At 36.5% G+C, this 22,847-nt stretch carries 20 protein-coding genes; 15 read left to right on the top strand and 5 right to left on the bottom strand.

Going from position 1 to position 22,847, the window contains the following annotated elements; translation table 11 throughout:
• From BR72_RS15970 to BR72_RS15940, 7 genes are all read left to right on the top strand, one after another.
• Nucleotides 1–1,605: SH3 domain-containing protein (locus tag BR72_RS15970; RefSeq protein WP_197059950.1), on the top strand; the 1,605-nt coding region annotated here is incomplete at its 5' end.
• 267 nt (nt 1,606–1,872) lie between these two features.
• On the top strand, nt 1,873–2,469 hold the full coding sequence (locus BR72_RS15965) for a TerD family protein (RefSeq protein ID WP_035434482.1): 597 nt from the start codon (nt 1,873–1,875) through the stop codon (nt 2,467–2,469).
• Between the two features lie 132 nt (nt 2,470–2,601).
• On the top strand, nt 2,602–3,186 hold the full coding sequence (locus tag BR72_RS15960; RefSeq protein WP_035434480.1) for a TerD family protein: 585 nt from the start codon (nt 2,602–2,604) through the stop codon (nt 3,184–3,186).
• Between the two features lie 94 nt (nt 3,187–3,280).
• Nucleotides 3,281–3,859: a TerD family protein gene (locus BR72_RS15955; RefSeq protein WP_035434477.1), complete on the top strand. Its 579-nt coding sequence runs from the start codon at nt 3,281–3,283 to the stop codon at nt 3,857–3,859.
• Between the two features lie 73 nt (nt 3,860–3,932).
• The gene (locus BR72_RS15950; protein WP_035434476.1) at nt 3,933–4,721 is read left to right on the top strand and encodes a TerC family protein; all 789 of its coding nucleotides are present in this window, start codon (nt 3,933–3,935) and stop codon (nt 4,719–4,721) included.
• Nucleotides 4,722–4,800: 79 nt separating this feature from the next.
• A complete protein-coding gene (locus tag BR72_RS15945; RefSeq protein WP_035434475.1) occupies nt 4,801–6,432 on the top strand; it encodes a YceG family protein in 1,632 nt (543 codons plus the stop codon).
• An 18-nt stretch (nt 6,433–6,450) separates the two neighbouring features.
• Nucleotides 6,451–7,530, top strand: coding sequence for a toxic anion resistance protein (locus tag BR72_RS15940; RefSeq protein WP_035434473.1), 1,080 nt, complete (start codon nt 6,451–6,453; stop codon nt 7,528–7,530).
• A gap of 27 nt (nt 7,531–7,557) precedes the next feature.
• On the opposite strand, the gene BR72_RS15935 is transcribed toward BR72_RS15940, so the two are convergent.
• Together BR72_RS15935 and BR72_RS15930 are read right to left on the bottom strand one after the other, a co-directional pair.
• Nucleotides 7,558–10,224 carry a cation-translocating P-type ATPase gene (locus BR72_RS15935; protein WP_035434472.1) on the bottom strand — a complete coding sequence of 889 codons (2,667 nt, stop codon included), beginning with the start codon at nt 10,222–10,224 and terminating at the stop codon, nt 7,558–7,560.
• 222 nt (nt 10,225–10,446) lie between these two features.
• Entirely contained in the window at nt 10,447–10,671 is a 225-nt protein-coding gene (locus tag BR72_RS15930) for a DUF1128 domain-containing protein (RefSeq protein WP_035434471.1), read from the bottom strand.
• A 346-nt stretch (nt 10,672–11,017) separates the two neighbouring features.
• Here BR72_RS15930 and BR72_RS15925 point away from each other — a divergent pair, with 346 nt between their 5' ends.
• From BR72_RS15925 to BR72_RS15915, 3 genes are all read left to right on the top strand, one after another.
• Nucleotides 11,018–11,482 (top strand): low molecular weight protein-tyrosine-phosphatase, encoded by a 465-nt coding sequence (locus BR72_RS15925; protein ID WP_035434470.1) that lies wholly within the window; start codon nt 11,018–11,020, stop codon nt 11,480–11,482.
• Between the two features lie 177 nt (nt 11,483–11,659).
• Complete coding sequence (locus BR72_RS15920) at nt 11,660–12,136, top strand: DUF4075 domain-containing protein (RefSeq protein ID WP_035434469.1); 477 nt, start codon at nt 11,660–11,662, stop codon at nt 12,134–12,136.
• 5 nt (nt 12,137–12,141) lie between these two features.
• Nucleotides 12,142–13,011 (top strand): YihY/virulence factor BrkB family protein, encoded by an 870-nt coding sequence (locus tag BR72_RS15915; protein WP_035434468.1) that lies wholly within the window; start codon nt 12,142–12,144, stop codon nt 13,009–13,011.
• A gap of 448 nt (nt 13,012–13,459) precedes the next feature.
• On the opposite strand, the gene BR72_RS15910 is transcribed toward BR72_RS15915, so the two are convergent.
• Nucleotides 13,460–15,388, bottom strand: coding sequence for a heavy metal translocating P-type ATPase (locus tag BR72_RS15910; protein WP_035434466.1), 1,929 nt, complete (start codon nt 15,386–15,388; stop codon nt 13,460–13,462).
• 445 nt (nt 15,389–15,833) lie between these two features.
• Between BR72_RS15910 and BR72_RS15905 the strand changes: the two genes are divergently transcribed.
• From BR72_RS15905 to BR72_RS15890, 4 genes are all read left to right on the top strand, one after another.
• On the top strand, nt 15,834–16,778 hold the full coding sequence (locus tag BR72_RS15905; protein ID WP_035434465.1) for a DMT family transporter: 945 nt from the start codon (nt 15,834–15,836) through the stop codon (nt 16,776–16,778).
• A 148-nt stretch (nt 16,779–16,926) separates the two neighbouring features.
• Nucleotides 16,927–17,607, top strand: a complete 681-nt coding sequence (locus tag BR72_RS15900) for a lysoplasmalogenase (protein ID WP_035434463.1) — start codon at nt 16,927–16,929, stop codon at nt 17,605–17,607.
• A gap of 177 nt (nt 17,608–17,784) precedes the next feature.
• Nucleotides 17,785–18,318 (top strand): signal peptidase I, encoded by a 534-nt coding sequence (gene lepB / locus BR72_RS15895; protein WP_035434462.1) that lies wholly within the window; start codon nt 17,785–17,787, stop codon nt 18,316–18,318.
• 13 nt (nt 18,319–18,331) lie between these two features.
• On the top strand, nt 18,332–18,760 hold the full coding sequence (locus tag BR72_RS15890; RefSeq protein WP_035434461.1) for a hypothetical protein: 429 nt from the start codon (nt 18,332–18,334) through the stop codon (nt 18,758–18,760).
• Between the two features lie 40 nt (nt 18,761–18,800).
• Here BR72_RS15890 and BR72_RS15885 read toward each other — a convergent pair whose 3' ends face one another.
• Nucleotides 18,801–21,593, bottom strand: a complete 2,793-nt coding sequence (locus BR72_RS15885; RefSeq protein WP_035434460.1) for a dynamin family protein — start codon at nt 21,591–21,593, stop codon at nt 18,801–18,803.
• A 363-nt stretch (nt 21,594–21,956) separates the two neighbouring features.
• Between BR72_RS15885 and BR72_RS15880 the strand changes: the two genes are divergently transcribed.
• Nucleotides 21,957–22,559 (top strand): DedA family protein, encoded by a 603-nt coding sequence (locus BR72_RS15880; protein ID WP_035434459.1) that lies wholly within the window; start codon nt 21,957–21,959, stop codon nt 22,557–22,559.
• Between the two features lie 40 nt (nt 22,560–22,599).
• On the opposite strand, the gene BR72_RS15875 is transcribed toward BR72_RS15880, so the two are convergent.
• A partial coding sequence (locus BR72_RS15875) for an IS3 family transposase (protein WP_035434458.1) occupies nt 22,600–22,847 on the bottom strand: 248 nt, incomplete at its 5' end.

Below are 22,847 nucleotides of genomic sequence, written 5' to 3'. Positions count from 1 at the left end.
CAAGAAACAGGAACAATCACAGCAACAAGTTTGCGAATAAGAAGCGCAGCGAACACAAATAGTACGATTCTCGGATACTTAAAGCAAGGCGAGAAAATAACAGTACTAGGAAAAGCAAATGGCTGGGCGAAGATTTCGTACAAAGGAAAAGAAGGCTACGTTTCGTTACGGTTTGTACAAATTAGTACGGGTTCGAATGCTAGTAATGGAAATAATGGACAAGTAGAAGAAATAGGAATTGTAAATACATCTTTATTAAATGTGCGCCAAGGTCCTTCAACAAGTACTGCAATTGTAGCACGCTTGAAAAGTGGTGAGTCAGTTGTAATACTAGGCAAGGAAAATGGTTGGGCGAAAGTTCGAGTAAACGGTGTGGAAGCTTATGTTTCTTTACAGTTCTTAAAGTTAAAACAATCATCTTCTTATGAAGTGATCACAGAAGCAGGAAAAGTTCAAAAATCGAATGGAATGGAAGCAGAAAAGGAACTGCAAACAAGACCAGAAGATGGCTATATCGTTAGTGATGGTAAAGTTGTGAATATGAAACAAGGCTTTGTACGAGCAAATAAGTTGATTAATATTTATGATATTGCAACTGGTAAAAAGTTAACATATGTACGAGGAGGAGCTGATTTAAAGTTCCTAAAAGTGGCTGGCGACCGTGTACATGTGAAAATTGATGGTACAACAGGATATGTCAATATAGACGATGTTACTTTATATCCTAATATGGTTCATGAATCAACGTCATATTATTCATTGAAAAACGGAAAGCTTTATCACTATGTATATGATAATTCTACGAGCGCGTATGCGGCATATCAAATTGGTAATGCACCGACTCATTTACAAGAAGGTCAGCGTTATGAGGCATTTGATAAAACGCAGATCGGTGGGAAAGATAGTTATCAATATTTTGAGTATGTGCCGATTCGCGTTACATCTACTTATACGGCGAAAGATATTGATGATTTCTTAAGAAAAAATAGTGCAGATAGTCCGTTGATTGGAACTGGAAAATATTTTGTGAATGCAGCACAAAAATATAATTTAAATGCAGGTTACTTACTATCTCATGCCGTTTTGGAATCTGGTTGGGGAAAAAGTCGTATCGCACGAGATAAGAAAAATTTATTTGGTTTTAGAGCGGTGGATTCTGACCCATATAATGGTGCAACGTCATTTCAAACGTGGGAAGAAGGCATTAACTTCTGCGCTTCGTATATCGATCAAAACTATTTAAATCCAAATGGCTGGACATATAACGGCGGGAATTTGGGAGATAAATCACAAGGTATGAACGTCATGTATGCAAGTGATGAAAATTGGGGCCAACAAATTGCTTCTCTTATGAATAAACTTGATGCTATGAACGGTGGAAAAGATTTGAATAAATATCGATTAGGTATGCTGAAAGCTGGATCTGTGTTATTTAAAGAGATAGATGGAGCGCAAGTAAATGCAGCACCTCGTGATATTACGGTTGCAATTAAGACTATGATTCAAACTTCAAGTGAAACATACTATGAGCTAGTTTCTGACAACACAGCGTATAATAGTGTATATGTGAAAGCAAGCTCTGTAAAACTTATATCTTCATATTGATAAATAGCTAGATTCATAATGTTGATGTTAAGTATAGAAGTTAGTTATATGTCGGATATTGTTGAAGGGTCTTTAAATCGTGTCGAAGCGCCGATATATTATATTGCGGTCGTTCACTTCTGACATCGGTGCAGGGAAATCAAATAGATGTTTTCATATAATCGAAAAAATATTCTTTTTTTCAATCTATGAAAAATGCTACAATATTAAAGAAAGAATACAATTTTTTCCTAGGTGGAAAAGGATTTGTAGAAAGGAAGAGACTTCATGCCTATCATTTTAGAAAAAGGACAGAAGATCGACTTAACGAAAGGGAAACCAGGGTTAACGAAGCTACAAGTTGGCCTAGGATGGGATCCGATGGAAAAAGCAGGTGGGTTTTTATCTTCATTGTTTGGAAGTAAGCCAAATATTGATTGTGATGCATCTGTGATCATGCTTGAGAATGATCGATTTTTACATAAACATGATCTCATTTATTTTGGAAATAAATTATCTTCTTGCGGAAGTGTTACTCATTCGGGTGATAATTTAACAGGTGAAGGTGCAGGGGACGATGAGACTATTTTTGTCGAATTACCAAAAGTTCCATCTAGAATAAACCGCCTCATCTTTGTTGTAAATATTTATGATTGCGTGAACCGTCGTCAAGACTTTGGGATGATTCGTAATGCGTATATTCGTATTCAAAATCCGCAAACAGGTGAAGAGTTAGCACGTTATAACTTAACGGATAACTACGGTGGAAAGATGACTTTAATTGCTGGTGAAATTTACCGTCATGATAATGAATGGAAGTTCTCGGCAATTGGAGAAGGAACGCAAGCTAAAAATTTAAGTGAAATCGTCACGAGTTATCAATAAAGTGAAACTTCCATCAGTTTGGGGCTTCGTCTCCCACTGATGGAAAGCTCTCATCAACCGGATTCTTACGGGCAGTACTACACTTTGAGTACTGCCCGGTAGAGCCGGATAATTTTTAAGGAGGCGTTATATATGGCAGTTATTTCATTGCAAAAAGGACAAAAAGTAGATTTAACGAAAACAAATCCAGGTCTTTCAAAAGTAATTGTTGGTCTTGGTTGGGATACAAATAAATATGATGGACAGGCTGATTTTGATTTAGACGTAAGTATTTTCTTAGTTGGAGCAAATGGTAAGGTTGGCGGAGGCGAAGACTTCGTTTTCTACAATAATCCGACCGGGGCAAATGGTTCTGTACAGCATTTAGGTGATAATCGTACAGGAGAAGGCGACGGGGACGATGAAACAATCAAAGTTGATATGAAAAATGTTCCTGCGCATATTGAACGCATTTGCTTTACGATTACAATTTATGATGGAGAAGGTCGTCGTCAAAACTTTGGACAAGTATCTAACTCCTTTGTGCGCATTATAGATGAAGAGAAGAAAACAGAGCTAATTCGCTATGACTTAGGCGAGGACTTCTCAATTGAAACAGCAGTTGTAGTCGGTGAATTATATCGCCATAACAATGATTGGAAGTTTAATGCGATTGGAAGCGGATTCCAAGGTGGGTTAGCATCTTTATGTAAAAACTTTGGTTTAGATGTAGAGTAAAGTGACTCTTCCATAAGTGGGGAGGATTCATCCCCACTTATGGAAAGCCAGCCCAATCGGGGTAAATAATCTATGTAAATAGAGGTGAAGCGCGATGGTTATTCAGTTACAAAAAGGACAAAAAATTGATTTAGGTAAGACAAGCCCAGGCCTTACGAGAGCAGTTATTGGTCTTGGCTGGGATATTAAACAATATGACGGCGGATCTGATTATGATTTAGACGCATCTGCTTTCTTATTAAATCAAGAAGGTAAATGTACGAAAGAAACAGACTTTATCTTTTATAACAATTTACAATCTCCTTGTGGTTCTGTGGCACATACAGGTGATAACCGAACTGGAGAAGGTGATGGTGATGATGAACAATTAGTTGTTGATCTAAGCAAAGTCCCAGCTGATGTACACCGTATTGCGATTACAGTTACTATTTATGATGCAGAGGGCCGCCGTCAAAACTTTGGACAAGTTGCCAATGCATTTGCTCGTTTAACGAATGAAGAAACAAATGAAGAAGTACTTCGCTATGATTTAGGGGAAGATTTCTCCATTGAAACAGCGGTTGTCTTTTGTGAATTATATCGTCATAATGGACAGTGGAAGTTTAATGCTGTCGGAAGTGGCTTCCAAGGTGGACTAGGTGCGCTTGTAAGAGCGTACGGCTTGGATGCATAAGAAGGAAGCGACTTTCGTTTCCTTCTTTTCCGCTTTCTAGAAATTTAAAAATAGAATAGGAGTCAATAGCTGTATGGAGATCTTACACGGAATTCTTGATACGTATGCCCAATTTTTTAATTTAGATATGTGGGTAAAGGTATTAACAGATCCAGTATCTTGGGGATTAATTGGAACGCTTGTTATTTTGGAAGGATTGCTATCTGCTGATAACGCGCTTGTATTAGCTGTTATGGTAAAGCATCTTCCAGAAGAAAAGCGTAAAAAAGCTTTATTTTACGGGCTTATTGGTGCGTATGCATTTCGTTTTATTGCCATCGGAATTGGTATGTACTTAATTAAATTAGCATGGGTAAAAGTACTTGGTGCCCTTTACCTTGCATGGCTTTCCGCAAAACACTTCATTGATAAATCTAAAGGAAATGAAGATGACGAAGAAGCTCATGGTATGAAGCAAGATAGCATTCTCTTTAGAATGTTTGGCATGTTCTGGGGAACAGTTGTAATGGTTGAGTTAATGGACATTGCGTTCTCTGTAGATAGCGTTCTTGCGGCATTTGGTGTTTCAAATGAAGTATGGATTTTACTTCTTGGCGGAATGCTTGGTATTTTAATGATGCGTGGTATTGCCGGCGTATTTTTACGATTACTAGAACGTATTCCAGAACTAGAAACGACAGCATATATATTAATTGGAATTATTGCTGCGAAAATGTTGCTTTCTGTATTTCATATTGAAATGCCGCACTGGTTATTCTTCATCATTTTAGTTATTGCATTTGGTGCGACATTTATTTTACATTATATGAAAACATCTCGCCAAACTCGTGAAGAGGTGGCAGCTTCTAAGAAAGAAGATTAATAGGTTAATAGATTAAATGGGTTTGCTCATCATATGGGCGCCCATTTTTTATAAACGTTTCGTTTGGAGGTGAACGAGTGTGTTTTCACGTTTTACATTTCACCCACAGTTACTAGGCGGGGAAGAAGTATTAAAACAGTTTGAAACCGGTTTAGCAAAGCGGCCGCATTATGAAGTAACAGAGAATGATCTACATTTTAGCTATATAGGCTGTCGCATTCTTGGCGTGCCTAATGATACGGATGAATACTTTAACCAGTTATTTGCGTATAGTCAAAATGAGAAGATCACTGTACTTCACGAACAAAATTTAAATAAAGTCATTCCTTCAGAAAAGCTTCGTGATATTCAAGAAGTTTTTTCACTGCATCAACAGGCAGCAAACGGTTTAACTGTCAATCGTCTCGTTGCCCATTTATCGGGAAAACGTTTATTGCCCGAAGTTGATCATCCCGATATACAACACTACATACATGCAACTTTTATTTCAATTTTAAAGCTGTACGAAAAACAGCATAATCAATCGTTAAAAACAGAAGGTTTTCGCCGGTTTTTAATTGATATGATTAAGTTAAGTGAAAATTACGTTTCGAAATGGTTTTCACAAAAGGATTATAAAGCACAAATGCCGCAAATTATATGGTATGGTGATGCGTCGGAAAGTCGAATTTACTTTTTATACTTCCTTATTATGCTCGGATGTGATGTATTGTATTATCATCCAGAAGGAGAAGATGGTTTTGAAACAATCGATGAAGAAAATCGAACATTTGTGATTTCGCATTCGAGTCGGATTGCATTAGAACCATTTCCGGATAAAAAGAGAGAGCGCGTTGCAACTGTCGCGTATCAAGCCTCAAAAGAAATTGAGCAAGTGCTTCATCATGATAATTCACTCTTGTATAAACCATGGCAATTTAGAGCGTATACACCAGTTGCCCGGACGTTAAAGACGACGTATGATGAACTGTTTATCATTACGAAAGAAAAAGCATTTATAAGACCAACATTCTTTGTAGAAAAAGGGCATATTTATATTCCATCATTATTTGCAAAAGTGTCTGGTGTTTCTAAAAATGAGAAAGAGTATTTTCAAAGATTAAAAACGTTAACATCATATGAAAATAGTCTGCTAATCAATCAATTTCCTTTTACGAAGGAACAGAAAGCGAATTTTCAATTCCATTATCGTGATGCGTTAAACCGTTCAGGAAAACTTGATGCACAGAATATCATTCAAAGTCATTGGTGGCCGCATAAGCGCTTACCAGAAGGGCTGCAATATGGTATTGCAGAGGCTATCATTCATACATGTGAAAGTGGGCTCTGCAAAAGAGTAGGATCTGAAACAGAGCAAGACACTGCTTTATATGTGTTTGCTCAGCTTTCACAAATCCCACCGAACATACTTGAGCAGCTTGAGAAATTTGATTATTCGCAAGAAGTGCCGAAAGTAGTTATATTTAACAATGAGAAAAGTGGAGAGCTGACACGTTCTGATGCGGTAGTAATGCTCTTTTTAAATCAAATTGGTGTCGATGTGTTACATTTTAATCCGACAGGACGTAATGACATCGAGCAGTATATTGAAGCGGGCGCATTTGATTCCCACTGGCTAGAAGAAGTGAGCTTTGATGTAGCCTTTCACGGCGCTTCGTCTCATAAAAATTTATCAAACACTTTAAAGGGGTTATTTCGGCCATTTTTATAAAGAAAGGAAGATACATATATGAATCCGATCGTATTAGATCCAACAACAGAATTGAATGAACAAACGTCGAAAGATATTCGCCTGCAGTTAAGACAAGACTCTGAGGTGCAGCGCATATATAATGGTGTAGACATTAAAGATCAATTGGAATTAATTGAGCTAGGTAAAGAGCCATCTTTAGAGATTTCAAGGTTTGCAGATCAAATTTTACATACGATGACATTATCGAAAGTAGAAGACTCTGGTGAGCTATTAAAACAGCTTGGGAAAATTATGGACAAGTTTGACAGTAAAGATTTCGTTGAAGAAAAAAGCGGTTTTTTCTCTCGTTTATTTAAAAAAGGAAATCAAATGATTGAACAAATCTTTAATAAGTATCAAACGATGGGCCGCGAAATGGATAAAGTGTACGTGGAAATCACGAAATATCAAGATGAAATGAAGCGTTCAATCGGTACGTTAGATGGTTTGTATGATCAAAACTTAAAATACTATTTAGATTTAGAGAAATACGTTGTTGCGGGTGAAATGCTACTTGAGCGTCTGCAAACAGAATTAGTTCCAATGTATGAAGAGCGCGTTCAAAACAATGATCAACTTGCAGGAATCGAGCTAGAATCATTAAAGAACTCTGTAGAGATTTTAGAACAACGCATTGACGATTTAGAAAAAGCGCGTATGGTTGCCCTATTAACAGCACCGCAAATTCGTATGATTCAACGTGGTAACAACAAGTTAATCGGGAAAATTAATTCAGCGTTTATTACGACAATTCCTATTTTTAAAAATGGTATTATTCAGGCTGTGAATGCAAAACGTCAAAAGCTTGTTGCCGATTCAATGGCAGAACTTGACCGCCGCACAAACGAGTTGTTGAAGAGAAATGCTCAAAATATCGCAACGCAAAGTGTCGAAGTAGCAAAACTAACTGGTTCTTCAAGTATTAAGATGGAAACGCTTGAAGAGACTTGGAACATTATTTCGAAAGGTGTTCAAGAAACAAAACAAATTGAAGAACAAAACAAACGTGAGCGTGAAGAAAGCCGTAAGCGTATGGCAGAATTAACGGATCGAATTAAGAAGGAAATGCAAGGATAATGATAGAAAAGGCAGTGAGGAATTTCCTTACTGCCTTTTCAATACCTTTATTATTTCATTTACTAGTAACGGAATGATACTAAGTAATAAAACAAATCCCCAATCGTTTACTGTTAAAGCATGTACACCAAATATGCTGGCAAGAGGCGGAATCGAAATAATACATACTTGTATACATACACCGATCAGAAGAGAGAAAACTAAGTATTTATTTGTCAATATCCCAATCGAGAAGATTGATTTTGTACGTGATCGTAAATTAAAAGAGTGAACGAGCTGTGAAAAACTGAGTGTGACAAAGGCCATTGTTTGCGCATGTAATAAAGCATCTGCTTCAATTTGAGATGGAAAGAGAGGAAAAAGATTCGTATCCCCTGTATATAATTTTGCGCCAACAATAAAGGCGATTAATGTGATGAGCCCAATGACAATCCCGTTTAGTATTAAAAATGGTACACTGCCGTTAAATAAGCTGTCTGTCGCACGGCGCGGCTTTTCTTTCATAACGTCCGGATCTTCTGGATCTACGCCAAGTGATAATGCTGGAAGTGTATCTGTAATTAAATTCACCCACAAAATATGAATGGGACGAAGTGGTGTAGCCCAGCCGAGTAAAATAGCTAAGAAGAGTGTAATGATTTCTCCGAAGTTACAAGAAAGTAAGAAAAGAATAGACTTTCTAATGTTATGATAAATGCTTCTCCCTTCTTCGACGGCTTTAACAATAGACGAGAAATTATCGTCTGTTAACACCATATCAGCAGCACCTTTTGCGACATCCGTTCCGGTAATCCCCATTGCAACACCAACATCTGCTTGTTTTAAAGATGGTGCATCATTGACCCCATCTCCAGTCATGGAAACAATATTTCCATTTGCACGTAGTGCTTTTACAATTTTCACTTTATGTTCAGGAGAAACACGAGCAAAGACGTTTAAATGATTCACTTCGTTTGCGAGTTGTTCATCTGAAAGATTGTCTAATTGTGTTCCCATTATTACTTCGGATTCTTCTGCAGCAATTCCAAGTTCTTTTGCAATGGCAAAGGCGGTATCTTTATGATCTCCTGTAATCATAACGGTGCGAATGCCAGCTTTCTTACATTCTTTAATAGCTGCTTTCACTTCTTGGCGAGGCGGGTCAATCATCCCTACAAGACCAATGAATATAAGATTTTCTTCTGCTTCTTGCATGTTAATATGCTCGGCACTGTATTGTTTGAAAGCGAATGAAAGTACGCGTAACGCTTTTTGTGACATCGCTTGTGCCGCTGCTATTATTTCGTTTTGATCACTTTCAGTTAATGGCTGCACAGTGCCATTTTTAAGAATATGTTTGCACCTAGGTAAGAGTTTATCGATTGCCCCTTTTGTCATACTAAAGTAGTTGTCTTCGTATTCATGCAGCGTTGACATCATTTTACGATCAGAGTCAAAAGGAAACTCATTTAGGCGTTTATGTTTCTTTTCTAGCATATCTTTTTGAAGATCAAAGGTAGATCCCGCAACAAGAAGAGCAATTTCTGTCGGATCTCCAGTTTGTGATTCAGCATTGTAAGAGGCGTCGTTACATAAAACCATATTTTCTAATAGTAGACGCTGAACATCATTATTTACGTTTACATTTTCTAATGCATCGTATGTACCATCACTATAAAAGTGAGTAACTGTCATTTTATTTTGCGTTAATGTCCCAGTCTTATCTGAACAAATAATCGTAACAGAGCCAAGTGCTTCAACAGCTGGTAGTTTCCGGATGATGACATTTTGTTTAATCATACGCTGTACACCGATTGCGAGAACGATAGAAACGATAGCTGGTAAGCCTTCTGGAATCGCGGCAACCGCTAAACTTATCGCGGTCATAAACATTTCTAACGTATCACGACCTTGGAAAAAACCGATTAAGAACATGATGATACATATTCCTACAGAGACAAATCCTAAATATTTTCCAACTTGCGCTAGGCCTTTTTGAAGAGGTGTTGTATCATCATCAGCTTGATGCAAGAGAGTGGCGATTTTCCCTATTTGTGAATGCATTCCTGTTTGGGTAGCTACGCCAACACCGCGACCATATGTAACAAGTGTAGACATAAAGGCCATATTCTTTTGATCACCTAATGGTACTTTCTTCTGATGTTGCCCTGAAGGAGTATACGTTGCATCTTTATCTACAGGAACGGATTCGCCCGTTAAAGCAGATTCTTCAATTTTTAAATTGGCTGTTTCGATGAGCCGTAAGTCACAAGGAATATAGCGACCTGCATCAAGCAGAACAATGTCTCCAGGAACGACATTTTCGGATGGAATTTCTTTTAATTCACTACCTCGTTTTACAATTGCTTTTGGAGTCGCCATCTTTTTTAAAGCTTCTAGAGCTTGCTCTGCTTTTGATTCTTGAATGATACCAATTACAGCATTTAAAACGACTACAACAGCAATAATACTAGCATCAGCCCATTCGCCGACAAAGGCAGAAATAAGAGCTGCAATTAAAAGAACATAGACGAGAATATCATTGATCTGGGCAAAAATACGTTGACCCAAAGTTCTTTTTTTCTTCATTTCGAGCTCGTTTTTCCCGTATTTGTTTAATCGAGCTACCGCTATTTCTTCGGTTAAACCTTGCTGTTCATTTGTTTCTAGTTCATGCAATGTCTGAGTTGTTGTCTTACTGTACCAATTGCTCATATGAAAGCACCTCCAGTAAAAAACAGTTATCAATTGTAGTGTGGAAAATTTCGATTTGATGTGAAGTCTCTGATGAGTGGGTTATTATTATTTTACAATATTTTGAAGGTGTGCGAATAAATGTGGAGATTTGTCATAAATTTGTTGGAAATAAAAAGAAACGGATTTCAAAAGATTGACATGTATCAAACTTTTGGAATCCGCTGTCATAGCCACTTTTTCTTATTTCTTGATTAGTGTGCCTAATTCTTCTGTAATAGCTTCCATTTCGCTGATGCTAAATGTGTCGCGTTTCATAACATGCTCATAAATTTCACGTAAGTCTTCGTACATGTTTTCATTGAAGTTTTCAGCTCTCATTGCACCAGCGTTTACCATACGTAACTTTTCTTTAATTGCTTCTACCATATATTCAACGTTCTCTTGTGTTTTTACGGATAAATCCACGGAAGTGTCCCCCTTTAAAATAACATAGACTTATCTTAACATTTTTTTATCATTTTCGTTAACGGAAGTTTGCAATCGTATTAAATTAGTATCTATTTCCTTTATAAGTAATTGTTGATTGTTTATACTAAATATACAAGTTAAAAAACGACATAAACCCCTTTCTATTTTGGGGGAGACTAGAGCATCTGACCGCGCATAGAAGCGGTTAGGACCTTTTCCTACCACATGCAAAGTTTAAAGCAAAAGGAGAAGGCAAGTAGTTTACATAGTAACGACTTCTATGTCGAAAGATTAAACTGGGTATATAAATATAAACAGATGCAAGATGAAGGGAAGAAACAATATGGTTCAGGTTTTATTTGTTTGTCTTGGAAACATTTGTCGTTCTCCGATGGCAGAGGCGATTTTTCGTGAGCAGGTCAAAAAAGAAAAATTAGAAACGGTCATTACTGTTGATTCGGCTGGAACCGGAGATTGGCATATCGGCCATCCACCTCATCATGGTACGCAAAAAATTTTAACGGAAAATGAAGTGTCCTTTGAAGGAATTAAAGCCCGTCAAGTAGAAAAAGAAGACTTAACAAAGTTTGATTATATTATTGCAATGGACAATAAAAATTTAGATGATTTAAAGGTTTTAGGCAAAGCTGGCGGCTATATTGGCAGACTATCCGATTTTGTTCCAAACGGTGGTTGGACAGATGTTCCGGATCCATACTTTACAGGGAACTTTCAAGAAGTATATGACCTTGTAACAGAAGGATGTGCAAAATTGTTAGCGTTCATTCGAAATGAGCAAGGAATATAAGAATGTTAGTTCAGAAAGTAAAATGTAAAGCTTCCATTGATGGGTGTCCCCGTTAATGATGAGTTGAGCGCATCAAACTCTTATGGGGAGGTTGATTTCAAAGTTTTTCCTTTGAGATTTTCTTGTTCATTAGAGTGAGATAAATTTCTAACAAAATAGATGAAAGGGTGAAGGAATATGGCAAAGAAGGGAAACCTTGTACGAAATATTGCAATTGGTGTGGCAGCAGGTGTGGCGGTTTCTATGTTAAAGAAGGAAAATCGTGAAAAGGTGAAGTATACAGCAGGAAAAGCAAAAACAAAAATGATTGAAATTGGTGAAAATGCAAAGCTGAAAGAAAAAGTACAAACAGTTACAGATAAAGGGCGCGAATTCGCAGATCTTAATGTTGTAAAAGCAAAAGTAGCGGAAATTAAAAAGTTAACGCCAGCTGTTGTTGAAACTTTAAAAGAAACGAAAGATATTTTTAGTAAGAAGAAGAACACTGTAAAAGAACAACCGGAAACAATTGAGATTCAAGCGGTTGTCCCAACAGAAGAATTAAAGGTAGAAGAAGAATTAATTGCAGCGGAAGAAGAACCTATTGCAGAAGAGAAGCAATCAGAAGCGTATATCGAACTAAAACAAAATAATGAAGAAAAGAAAAGCGTTTAAAAAAGATGAAAGCATTTTTACAAAAAGCAAGAACTCATCATGTTTTCACATTTGGAAAAGACCTGTATGATCGAACAATGCGAGATGACGTGGCGGGCTTAGCAGCACAGCTCGCTTATTTCTTCTTGCTTTCTCTTTTTCCAGCGCTCGTCTTTTTAATTACACTTCTTGGATATATTCCAATTCAGACAGAAGATGTATTAGCCTTTTTAAAGGATTATGCTCCTGAAGATGCAATGAGTTTAATTGAAGGAAATGTACATGCAATAGTAAATAAGCAAAATGGTGGATTATTATCGTTTGGTTTACTTGCCATGTTATGGTTTGCATCTAACGGTGTTAATGCGGTGATGAAGGCATTTAATCGCGCCTATGATATTAATGAAACCCGTTCTTTTATTACAACAAGGGCATTATCCATTGTATTAACATTAGCAGTGATTTTTATGATTGTCTTCGCTTTAATTTTACCTGTATTTGGCCAATTAATTGGAGCAGCAATTTTTAAAATTTTAGGTTTATCTGAAGAATTTACGTTTGTGTGGAGTATTGTTCGATTACTACTAAGTTTTCTTGTATTGTTCGGTTTATTTTGCTTTTTGTATAAATTTGCGCCAAATCGTCATGTGAAGAGAAGAGAAGTGGTGACAGGAGCAATATTTGCTACAATTGGATGGATTGTGGTATCGTATTCATTTGCTTACTATGTTGATAACTTTGGGAATTATGCTACTACATACGGTAGTCTCGGTGGTATTATTATTTTAATATTATGGTTTTATTTAACTGGCTGGGTAATTTTACTTGGCGGAGAAATTAATGCACTTTTGAATTGTTATCGAACGAGTGACAATAATTCCCGTAATCAAAAATAATCTTCTGTCCCATACTAAAAGGGAATAGGGGGGATTATTCATGGGTCAAAATAAGACTGGTAATAGCAAAAATGACAAAAATCAGCGTAAACAACGCAGCAGCTCGCAGCCAAAACATAAAACGAGCAGCAGTGCAAACGGACATAATAGTTATCATTAAAAAAGAGCTGTCCCAAAAGTTTTACTTTTGGGACAGCTCTTCGCTTTTCGATATGAGTCAGTTTCAGCGAATCGACTACTTGTGTGTCGGATATCGTCGAGGGATCTTTATCCCGCATTAACGGGCAGTAAAAGCCCGATTGGTGAGAGCTTTCCATCAGTGAGAAAGGCGTCACTGATGGAAGTTTCACTTTAAATCGTGTCGAAGCGCCTATATATTGCAAAGAACGATCGATAACGGAAAAAAGCTGACTTCAAAAGGCACTTATGTGCCTTTTGAATCAGCTTCTTAATTATTTGCTTTTAATAACCGTAATCCATTTAAAATAACGAGAATCGTACTTCCTTCATGACCGATGACACCTAATGGAAGGGCTAAAAATTGCAGGAAGTTTGAACAAATGAGCAGCATGATGACAGTTAATGAAAAGATCACATTTTGCTTTACAATGCGATTCATTCGTTTAGATAAGCGAATGGCTTGTGCTAAGCGGGAAAGTTCACTTTTCATTAAGACAACGTCAGCTGTTTCTAACGCAACATCAGTTCCTTCTCCCATTGCAACGCCAATACTTGCTGTGGCTAAGGCAGGAGCATCATTAATTCCGTCACCAACCATTGCTACTGTACCGTACTTCTCTTTCAATTGTTTGATCGTTTCTACTTTTGTTTCTGGTAAGCATGATGCGTAATATTCTTTAATATTACTTTCAGCAGCGATGGCTTTTGCTGTTTGTTCATTATCACCTGTAATCATAATTGCTTCAATGCCAAGGCTTTGGAGTTCGCGAATTGCTGCAATTGTTTCTTGGCGCAATGTATCTTTTAAGGCGATCAGACCGAGAATGCCGTTTTCATCACTTACATATACAACTGTTTTTCCTTCTTGTTCTAAATGTATGGAAATGCTGCTATGAAACGTTTTTGTTTCTTCTCCGATAAAATCAGCTTTCCCAATTTTATATGCTTTATTTTGTAGTGTCCCCTTTAAGCCAAATCCTGTTACATCTTCTACGTTTTCTGGTTTTGTTAACGTAATATCATATGCTTGCTTTGCATAGTTCACAATAGATTCCGCTAGAGGATGTGTAGAATGACTTTCAATGGATGCTGTAATGTATAGTAGCTCTTTTTCAGTTATGCCATCACGCGTATATACATCTGTTACTGTTGGCTTTCCTTGTGTTAATGTCCCTGTTTTATCAAAGGCAATTGCTTTTAATGAAGCTAATCTTTCTAAATGAACACCGCCTTTAAATAAAATGCCATGGCGTGCACCGTTTGAAATCGCCGATAATGTAGCTGGCGTAATCGCTGCAACAAGCGCACAAGGAGAAGCAACAACGAGTAGAATCATTGCACGGTAAAATGTTTCGTTCCAGCTCCAGCCAAGCGCATAATGAGGAACGAACATCATAAGTGATACAACGAGAAGGACTCCTTTTACATACGTCCCTTCGAACTTTTCAATGAAAAGCTGTGACGGTGATTTTTCACTTTGGGCATTTTGTACGAGACGAATAATTTTTTGGAACAATGTTTGATCGCTATGTTTTGTAATTTCTACTTCAATGGCACCGCGTAAGTTAACAGTTCCTGCGAATACTTCGTCACCAGGTTTTTTCTCATTTGGAATCGGCTCACCTGAAATAGCAGCCTCATCGATATTCGTTTCACCTGTGCGAATCATGCCATCTGCAGGAACGCGTTCACCTGGTTTAATTAAAATGATGTCACCGATTTCTAGTCGTTCAACTGCAATGCGCTCTTCCATTCCGCGTGAGATGCGCAGTGCTTCTTCTGGTTGTAAGTCGAGCAGTGCTGAAATTTCCTTTTGACTTTTGTTCATTGTGTAAGCTTCCATCGCGCCGCTTAAAGCGAAGATGAAAATTAAGATAGCACCCTCTGTCCAGTAGCCAATAATGGCTGAACCGATTGCTGCAAACAGCATGAGCATTTCGACGTTCAGCTCTTTTTCTGCGATTGTGTCTTCAATACCTTCTTTTGCTTTTGCATAACCTCCAATGATATAAGCGAATACGTAAAATGTCGTTGCGGTTGTTGTCATGTCATTCTTTGTTAATAACCAACCGATTAAAATTAACACGCCGGATGTAAGCGCGAAAATGAGTTCATAATGCTTTTGAAATGTTGCAAGCCAAGATGAAGAATTTGGCGTTCCTTGTTGCTTTGATAATGTTTTTGCTTCAGAATTCATAGCTTTTTTGCTCCTTTCGATTGAGAAAAAGAATCATCATCGGTAGTCTTATAAAATGGCGAAAGCTGCCATCTATCTAGATAGCAGCATTCTTCTAAGTTGAAACGTTCTTTTGCATTGCGAACATTTTTACTGGTGAGTTCATCTCGTTTCACTCCTCTCTATTTGAGAAAAAGAATCATCATCGAAACCCTTATAAAACGACGAAAGCTGCCATCCATACGGATAGCAGCATTTCTTAGAAAACACACTCTGTGTAGTTATTTACTTTATTATTACTATTCTAGATTGTAACATATGTTTCCTTTTAGGAAAAGATTTTACTAATTCCGCTATTCGTGGTGGAAGTACAGAAGCAAGATAGAAGTGAAAATACTTGTCTTTTTGACTCCGCTTTGTTATATATGAATATTGGTCATAAAAAGTACGGAAAGGAAGACATCTAGTGAAGACAGAAAGATTTTTTACACATCCAATCGGTGTATTTGTTGCAGCGTTAAGTGCAACTTTTCTATGGGGCAGTGCGTTTCCATTTATTAAATTAAGTTATATACAGTTAGATATTCAGCCTCATGAAGTAGGCGAACAAATTTTGTTTGCGGGTTATCGCTTTTTCTTAGCTGGAATGATGCTTTTATTCTTCTTTAAATTGTTAGGGAGAAATTTATCTTTTCAAAAAGGAACAATGAAGCAACTTGTTCAAATTGGTCTGTTTCAAACGTTTTTACAATATGTTTGTTTTTATATCGGTTTGAGCTATAGTACTGGGATTGAAGGAGCAGTTATTTCGGGAACATCGTCATTTTTTCAAATTGTATTCGCCCATTTTCTATATAAAGATGATTCTTTAAATATGAGAAAAATCATTGGCGTATCAATCGGTTTTTGCGGTGTTATTCTTGTAAACATACCAAAAGGAGATATGAATTTTCACTTTGGTATTGGTGAATTGTTATTGTTAGCTGCGGCAATGCTGTACTCATACGGTAACATTTTGGCGAAAGAAGGAAGTAAAACGATGGATGTAGGGTATATGACCGCATATCAGATGATTATCGGTTCTCTAGGCTTATTGCTCATCGGGGTTGTACAAGTTGGATTTATGCCATTTATATTCGATATGCAAACGCTGCTTATGTTACTATACTTATCATTCTTATCAGCAGCGGGATTTTGCATTTGGAATACTGTGATGAAATATAACAAAGTTGGAAAAGTATCGATGTATATGTTTTTCATTCCGGTATTTGGTGTAATTTTATCGAGCTTGATTTTAGGAGAAGCAATTCATTCTTTCGTATTGTTTGGTTTAGCATGTGTAGCGACCGGAATTATTATTGTGAATCGTACACGTAACGAAAGAAACAAAACGAATACAAAAGTAGCGTAGTGTGAAGAGGTTCATGGAGAGCCTCTTTTTCATATGGAAAGGACGATAAAGTTTGGAGCAATTTTTTGATGGAAATTATCGATAATAGAAAGGGAAATGATGATTTTATATCGAATAATACAGATATTAATTCATCAAGGAGAAAAATATGAATGAAATGTACGTACTGTTAATTGGACAAATAGTTTTATTTTTGTTCGGGACTATTTATGCAATGAGACAATCAGAACACACAAAGAAAAATGAACCATTACCCTTATTCATTCGGTTACTCCTCACATTTTCATTAACGGGAGCGGCGATATGGATGTGGGTACAGGACCCGGTAACGCCTTATCGTCAATGGGTTGCAATTGGGATGATTTTATCAACAATTGGTGATTTATTTATGGCCGGTTTAATTCCATTTGGGCAGCGGCTCATTGGTGGAATGGTGACATTTGCAATTGCACATTGCTTGTATGTTACTGCCTTTTTAGAAACGGGTATTTCGTGGAATGGCTTATATATTGGTTTAGCGGGATACGGTTTGTTTTTAATTATTGGTTGGTTCTTTTTTATTCGAAATCATAAGCAAGATCGATTATTTACAATCGGAGCACTTGTATACGGACTTTGGGTTGGCGGAATGGCGTGCTTTGCGTTTGCGCTCGCTTATTTGAATCAAGGAATGTGGTGGGTTCCAGCGTTAGGTGGTTTCTTATTTGTCATTTCTGACTTTATTATTGGAATTACTGATATCGGTGGACGGAATGTAAAATATGATCCTCTTTTAGTTTGGGGAACATATGTGGGAGCACAAATGTGTATCGTTTATGTGGGGATATAGAATATGAAAGAAGAACTGCTTGAGGGCAGTTCTTTTTTTGTTGTTAAACAATATAAATTTGTGTAGAAAATGTTAGATTTTATTTTGGGAATTGTCTAGGTAATTTCCTGATAATATAGAATTTATTTACAATCATATTTTATAATAATAGATAATAGAGGGATAAGGGAGAGGCGTATGAAGAAGAAAAGTCGTTTGCGGGAATGTATCGAAGTATTTGTGATTGCATGTGTACTTGCTTTTGTCATGAAAGTATTTGTCTTTTTTCCAACAACTGTGGAAGGAGCTTCTATGCAGCCTACTCTTTATAATGGGGATAAGGTCATTGTAAATAAGGTAGTAAAGCAAATTGATAATTATGATCATGGCGATGTCATTGTAGTAAAAACGGATAATTATTATGTGAAGCGCATTATCGGTTTACCTGGAGATACGATCGAAATGAAAAATGATCAATTGTATATCAACAGTCAATTGCAAAAGGAACCTTATTTAGAAAAAAATAAGAAGCATGCAAAGCATATTATGGTGAATTTTACAGAAGATTTTGGTCCGATGAAAATCCCGAAAAATAAAATTTTTGTCATGGGAGATAATCGATTAGTTAGTCGTGATAGTCGTAATGGATTAGGATTCATTGATAAAGATGATGTATTAGGAAGTTTAGTTGCAATCTATTACCCTTTTAACCGGGTTCAGATTATCGAATAGAAGGGGGCAAGGTATGGAGGAGATTGTCGGCCATATTTTAGCTAGAATCGTCCGAGGAGCGGTTGCACTAGCGGAAGTAGCGGCAGATGCCACTAAAGTGATCGTTCGAGGAACAGTCGGAGTTGTAAGAGTTGCATTAGAAGCTGTAGCAGAAGAAACTGTCGAGTTAGTGCTAGAAAGTTTAGAAGGACGAGAACAGCGAAGACAAAGAAGATTTGTGCGTAACGTGGAAAAGTTAAAGGGGCATGATTGGTTTAAGGGTATATATGAAAATGTAAAATGCCGAGACGTCATTCATACAGATAAGCGTTATTTACATTTGTTGAGTAAGCGGCGGTATGTACAGAAACTGCTTCGTCATGAAAAGGAACGTAAGCAATTTATTGAACGAATCCGTGTTGAAGCCAAGGTTGATGATGTGATTTGGGATATAAGAAGTTAGTAACAAAGCAGCCGATATAGGCTGCTTTGTTGGTTTGATCTTAAAAAGTCTGCTCCATGTTTGTTTCTAACAGTGACTCTGCATCAATATTTTGTTCATCTATACTTAAGACGACTTCATATTGACGCAATCTGAGTTCAAATAGTTTGACAGGATCACGATAAACTTCAGGATTTGATTTCATTTTATGCAATGTATTTTGATGTTCTTGTATTTCTAAATGCGTGTGTTCTACAGCTTGTTTCAATGAACTAAATGAATCTCTAAAGAACATAGTAATATCCCGTTCTAGTGCAGTTTCAAATAGCTCAAACTGTAAGAAAAATTTATTTATAATAGAAGTAGTTACATCGGTAAAATCTTCATTTTCTAAATACTGTTTGTATTTGTTATACAGCATTGTCTTATTTTTAGGAAGAGCACCGAATAATTTCCCTGCGCTTTTTAGTAAAAATTGTGCGGGCGTAAAACGGCGGAAGATATTTATTTCTTCCATCTGGATTCGGCTCGTCATTCGATCCGTATCTCGTTGCCAATCATCAAGCACTCTAAAGTCGCATTGTAACTGGATTCGATTTTCACCGCATAAAGAGTTAAGCCCTTCACTTATTTCTTCTAAGTATGTTTGACTTTGCAGGAACTCATTTTTAGAAGTTTCAATCCAACTTTGCATGGATGAAGCGAAGCTAGGTAATACGGTTTGTTCTAAATAGTTTCGAATTCTCTCATTCATTGCTGCATTTAATTCCGTATCAATGTGTCTAAAATCGCTGTCTTCACTAATTAGATCAGAAGAGCTTTGCAGTAGCTTTGGAATATGCTCTGTAAGGTCATTCGTAATTTTATGTTTCATTGTACGATAGGAATCTGTAATGAAATGAATTTTTTCCTTTTCAAAAGCACTCAGATTATTAATGAAGCCATTTAGTCTCATTAAAATATCTTCATTCCAACTAATTGAATCTACTAAGTTATTTTCCATCTCAACTCGTTTATCTAACAGGTATTGAATTGCTTTTCGAATGAAAAGTAACATTTTTTTCGTACGTTCTTGCTCAAGGTTTTTATACTCAAAGTTAAAATGAATAAAATCAGTTAACTCGTTTAGCTGTTGACTGTTTGTATATAACGATGAATAAGGTAAAACTCTCGCATGTGGAAAATATGCGTTTATTCTTGTTTGTGTATCGTGCATTACTCGTTTTACTTCTGTTTCGCTGTAAATGTTATCAATTTTATTTAACAAGAAATGAATTTGTAAATTTGGTGCATGCTCTTGAATATTTAATAAAACGTCGCGTTCTTTGTCAGTAAACGGTGAATCTGCATTCAACACAAATAACAAACTGTCTACTGAGTCTAAATAGCCGAATGTTTCATTTTTCAACTCGCTGTTTCTAGTAAAGCTAGGTGTAACAGCGAATGCTAGTTTGTTTTTGCTTAAAAACTTGCAAGGTAATTTAAATTCAATACATGTTTTTTCTCTAAATGTTTGGCGGTGCATAGACATCATATTATGGAAATCAGAGAAATTCTGAGTCGTTACAATTGTCGCATCTGTTAAGGCATTAATTTCTGTGTGAGCGTCATCTTTAAAGATAACTGTACTTGAACTTGCGCTTTCTAATATATTTTCTCCTAGTATAGAGTTAATAAAGGAAGATTTTCCGTTTCCAGAAGTTCCTGTTACTAAAAGACGATTTGTTCTTAAATCTGCAAGCTCATAGACTAACCATCTAAAACGATGTCCCATTTCTAAATCATTGTTTTGTGCCCACTGTGTAATAGAATCAAAAAGGTGTAAACTATAGTCTAAGCCATCAGTGTAATTGGTAGAATGTAATAATAATTTTTCTGCATGTTTCACGTCTGGTGTATCTATTTTAGCAGGGAAAATCTCGTCCCATGCCAATATTGCTGCAGATGGAAACACAGCATGAGAAGGATTGACCATTTTAAACAAATTCATCAAAATATTCGGAACAATATCATGCAATTGTTTCAGCATATACTGGCTTTGAATTAATTCAAAATATGTTTCTTCATAAAGAGAAGAAATGTCGTTCCAATCATCAGCTGAATGTACTTCGATATGCGAGAAAAAGTCATTTATTGTTTTCAGCCACAACAAATAAGTTTGTTCATCTTTATAACTGTGCCAAAGTGATGAAACAATTTGTGTAAATTGGACGAGGTCTACATGATGTAACGTAGCGAGTACTTTGTAAAAATAATCTGGTGAAATGGTTTTCGTAAATCCTTTATCTATATATTCTTTTAGAATCTCAAACCATTGGAAGGACTCTGTTCGAATGATTTCATTTACAGCAAGTTCTACCGCACTGTCCCAATCTTGCTGTTCTTCATAAAAGGAACGAGCAATGGTTGTAACGTTTGGATAATCGGGATTCACAGAAACAGCCTCTTTAATAACCTTGAAAGCTAAATCAAGTTTGTTTTGTTCTATGTAAAGAGAGAGTAATTGTAATGAAATTTCGGTCATAAGTATTTTATTATCGGTAGTAATGGACGTATAAACAGTTTCGGCAGCCGATAATTGATTCAGTTCGAAGTAAGCATCTGCAATATTCTTTTGTGCCCATGGTTCTAATTCATTGTTGACTTTCTCCCATTTAAAAATAGCCGATTCAAAATCTTGATGATGATAATAAAACTCACCTTGTGCAAAACGAATATAAGATCCATTCGAAAATTCATTTTTTTGCTCAGCTAAATATGCTTCTCCAAGTACTTGAAGAGGCGGATGTGTTTCATTTTCCATTAAAAATGTTTCAAAATATATCTTTTTTATTAATTGTTTTTCTAGTGTCATGATTTCCCCCCACTATATCTTGAAAAATGCATCTTTCGTTATATGTCAACACCTTCGTGAAGTGATGCTTTTTATTCTAGCAAAGATTTTCTTTTGAAAAATTTCATTTTCCTTTCATTTTTAGAGTAGGATTGAACTTTCATGGATAAAGTTTCAGTTTTTTTTCAATTTCCTTTCATTTCTGAAACAACATTGATTCTTCTTAATAACATAATATGGATATAATATTCTACCTGAAGTTGTAACATTGGATGTAGAGTTCGTCATAAAAACAATGTATAGTGAATATGTATACCATGTTTGCTTTATTGATGAAGAGGGTACAATGTGGAATAACGATAACGTATAGGATGTGTCGTGCGAATGGAACAACATATTGGGGAATTAATCGCACACTACGGTTATTATGGAATTATTATTGCGCTTGCTGGAGGAATTGTTGGATTACCAATACCAGATGAATTTCTACTTACATTTGTCGGATATAATATTTCAAGGGGATATATGTCAGGAACAGAAGCGTTTATGAGCGGCATGGCCGGGGCTATACTTGGGATTACATTAAGTTATCTGCTTGGTTTAAAACTAGGACTTCCTGTATTGAAAAAATATGGTTCTAAAGTAGGGATTAAAGAAGCCCAAATTGAGAAGACTCATATTTTATTTGAGAAGTATGGCCCTTTTTTATTAGCGATTGGCTATTTTATACCTGGTGTTAGACATTTAACTGCTTATTTTGCAGGAATGTCCGACTTAAAATGGGGAAAATTTTGTTTATATGCGTATGGTGGTGCGCTCGTTTGGGTGAGCGTTTTTATTGGGCTTGGGTGGAAATTAGGAGAAAAGTGGCGAGAAGTAGAGTACAATTTACATCGATATGGATTTTGGATTTTTATCATTTCAATCGCCATCGCTTTGATTGTTTATACATATGTAAGAATACAAAACGCTAAGAAAAACCGCTAATGTATGGTCTTATCCCTGTCAAGTAGACAATATAAAAAAGCTATGCAGCTAGTGCGTGTCTAAACTCAATCGGCGCACGCTGATTGAGTTTAGATTGAAATCGTTGATAATTATAATAGTAAATATAATCTTCGACGGCTTGTCTTAACTCACTTTCTGATTTACACTGGTGTAGATACAACTTCTCTGTCTTGAGGTGCGAAAAGAAGGATTCTACACAGGCGTTATCTAGGCAGTTTCCTTTGCGAGAGTGGCTGCCTTTTATGCCATATGCTTCTAATCGCTTGT

This window comes from Bacillus sp. UNC322MFChir4.1 (genome assembly GCF_000746135.1).
Lineage (GTDB): Bacteria > Bacillota > Bacilli > Bacillales > Bacillaceae_G > Bacillus_A.
This window is presented reverse-complemented; position numbering and strand designations above follow the sequence as displayed.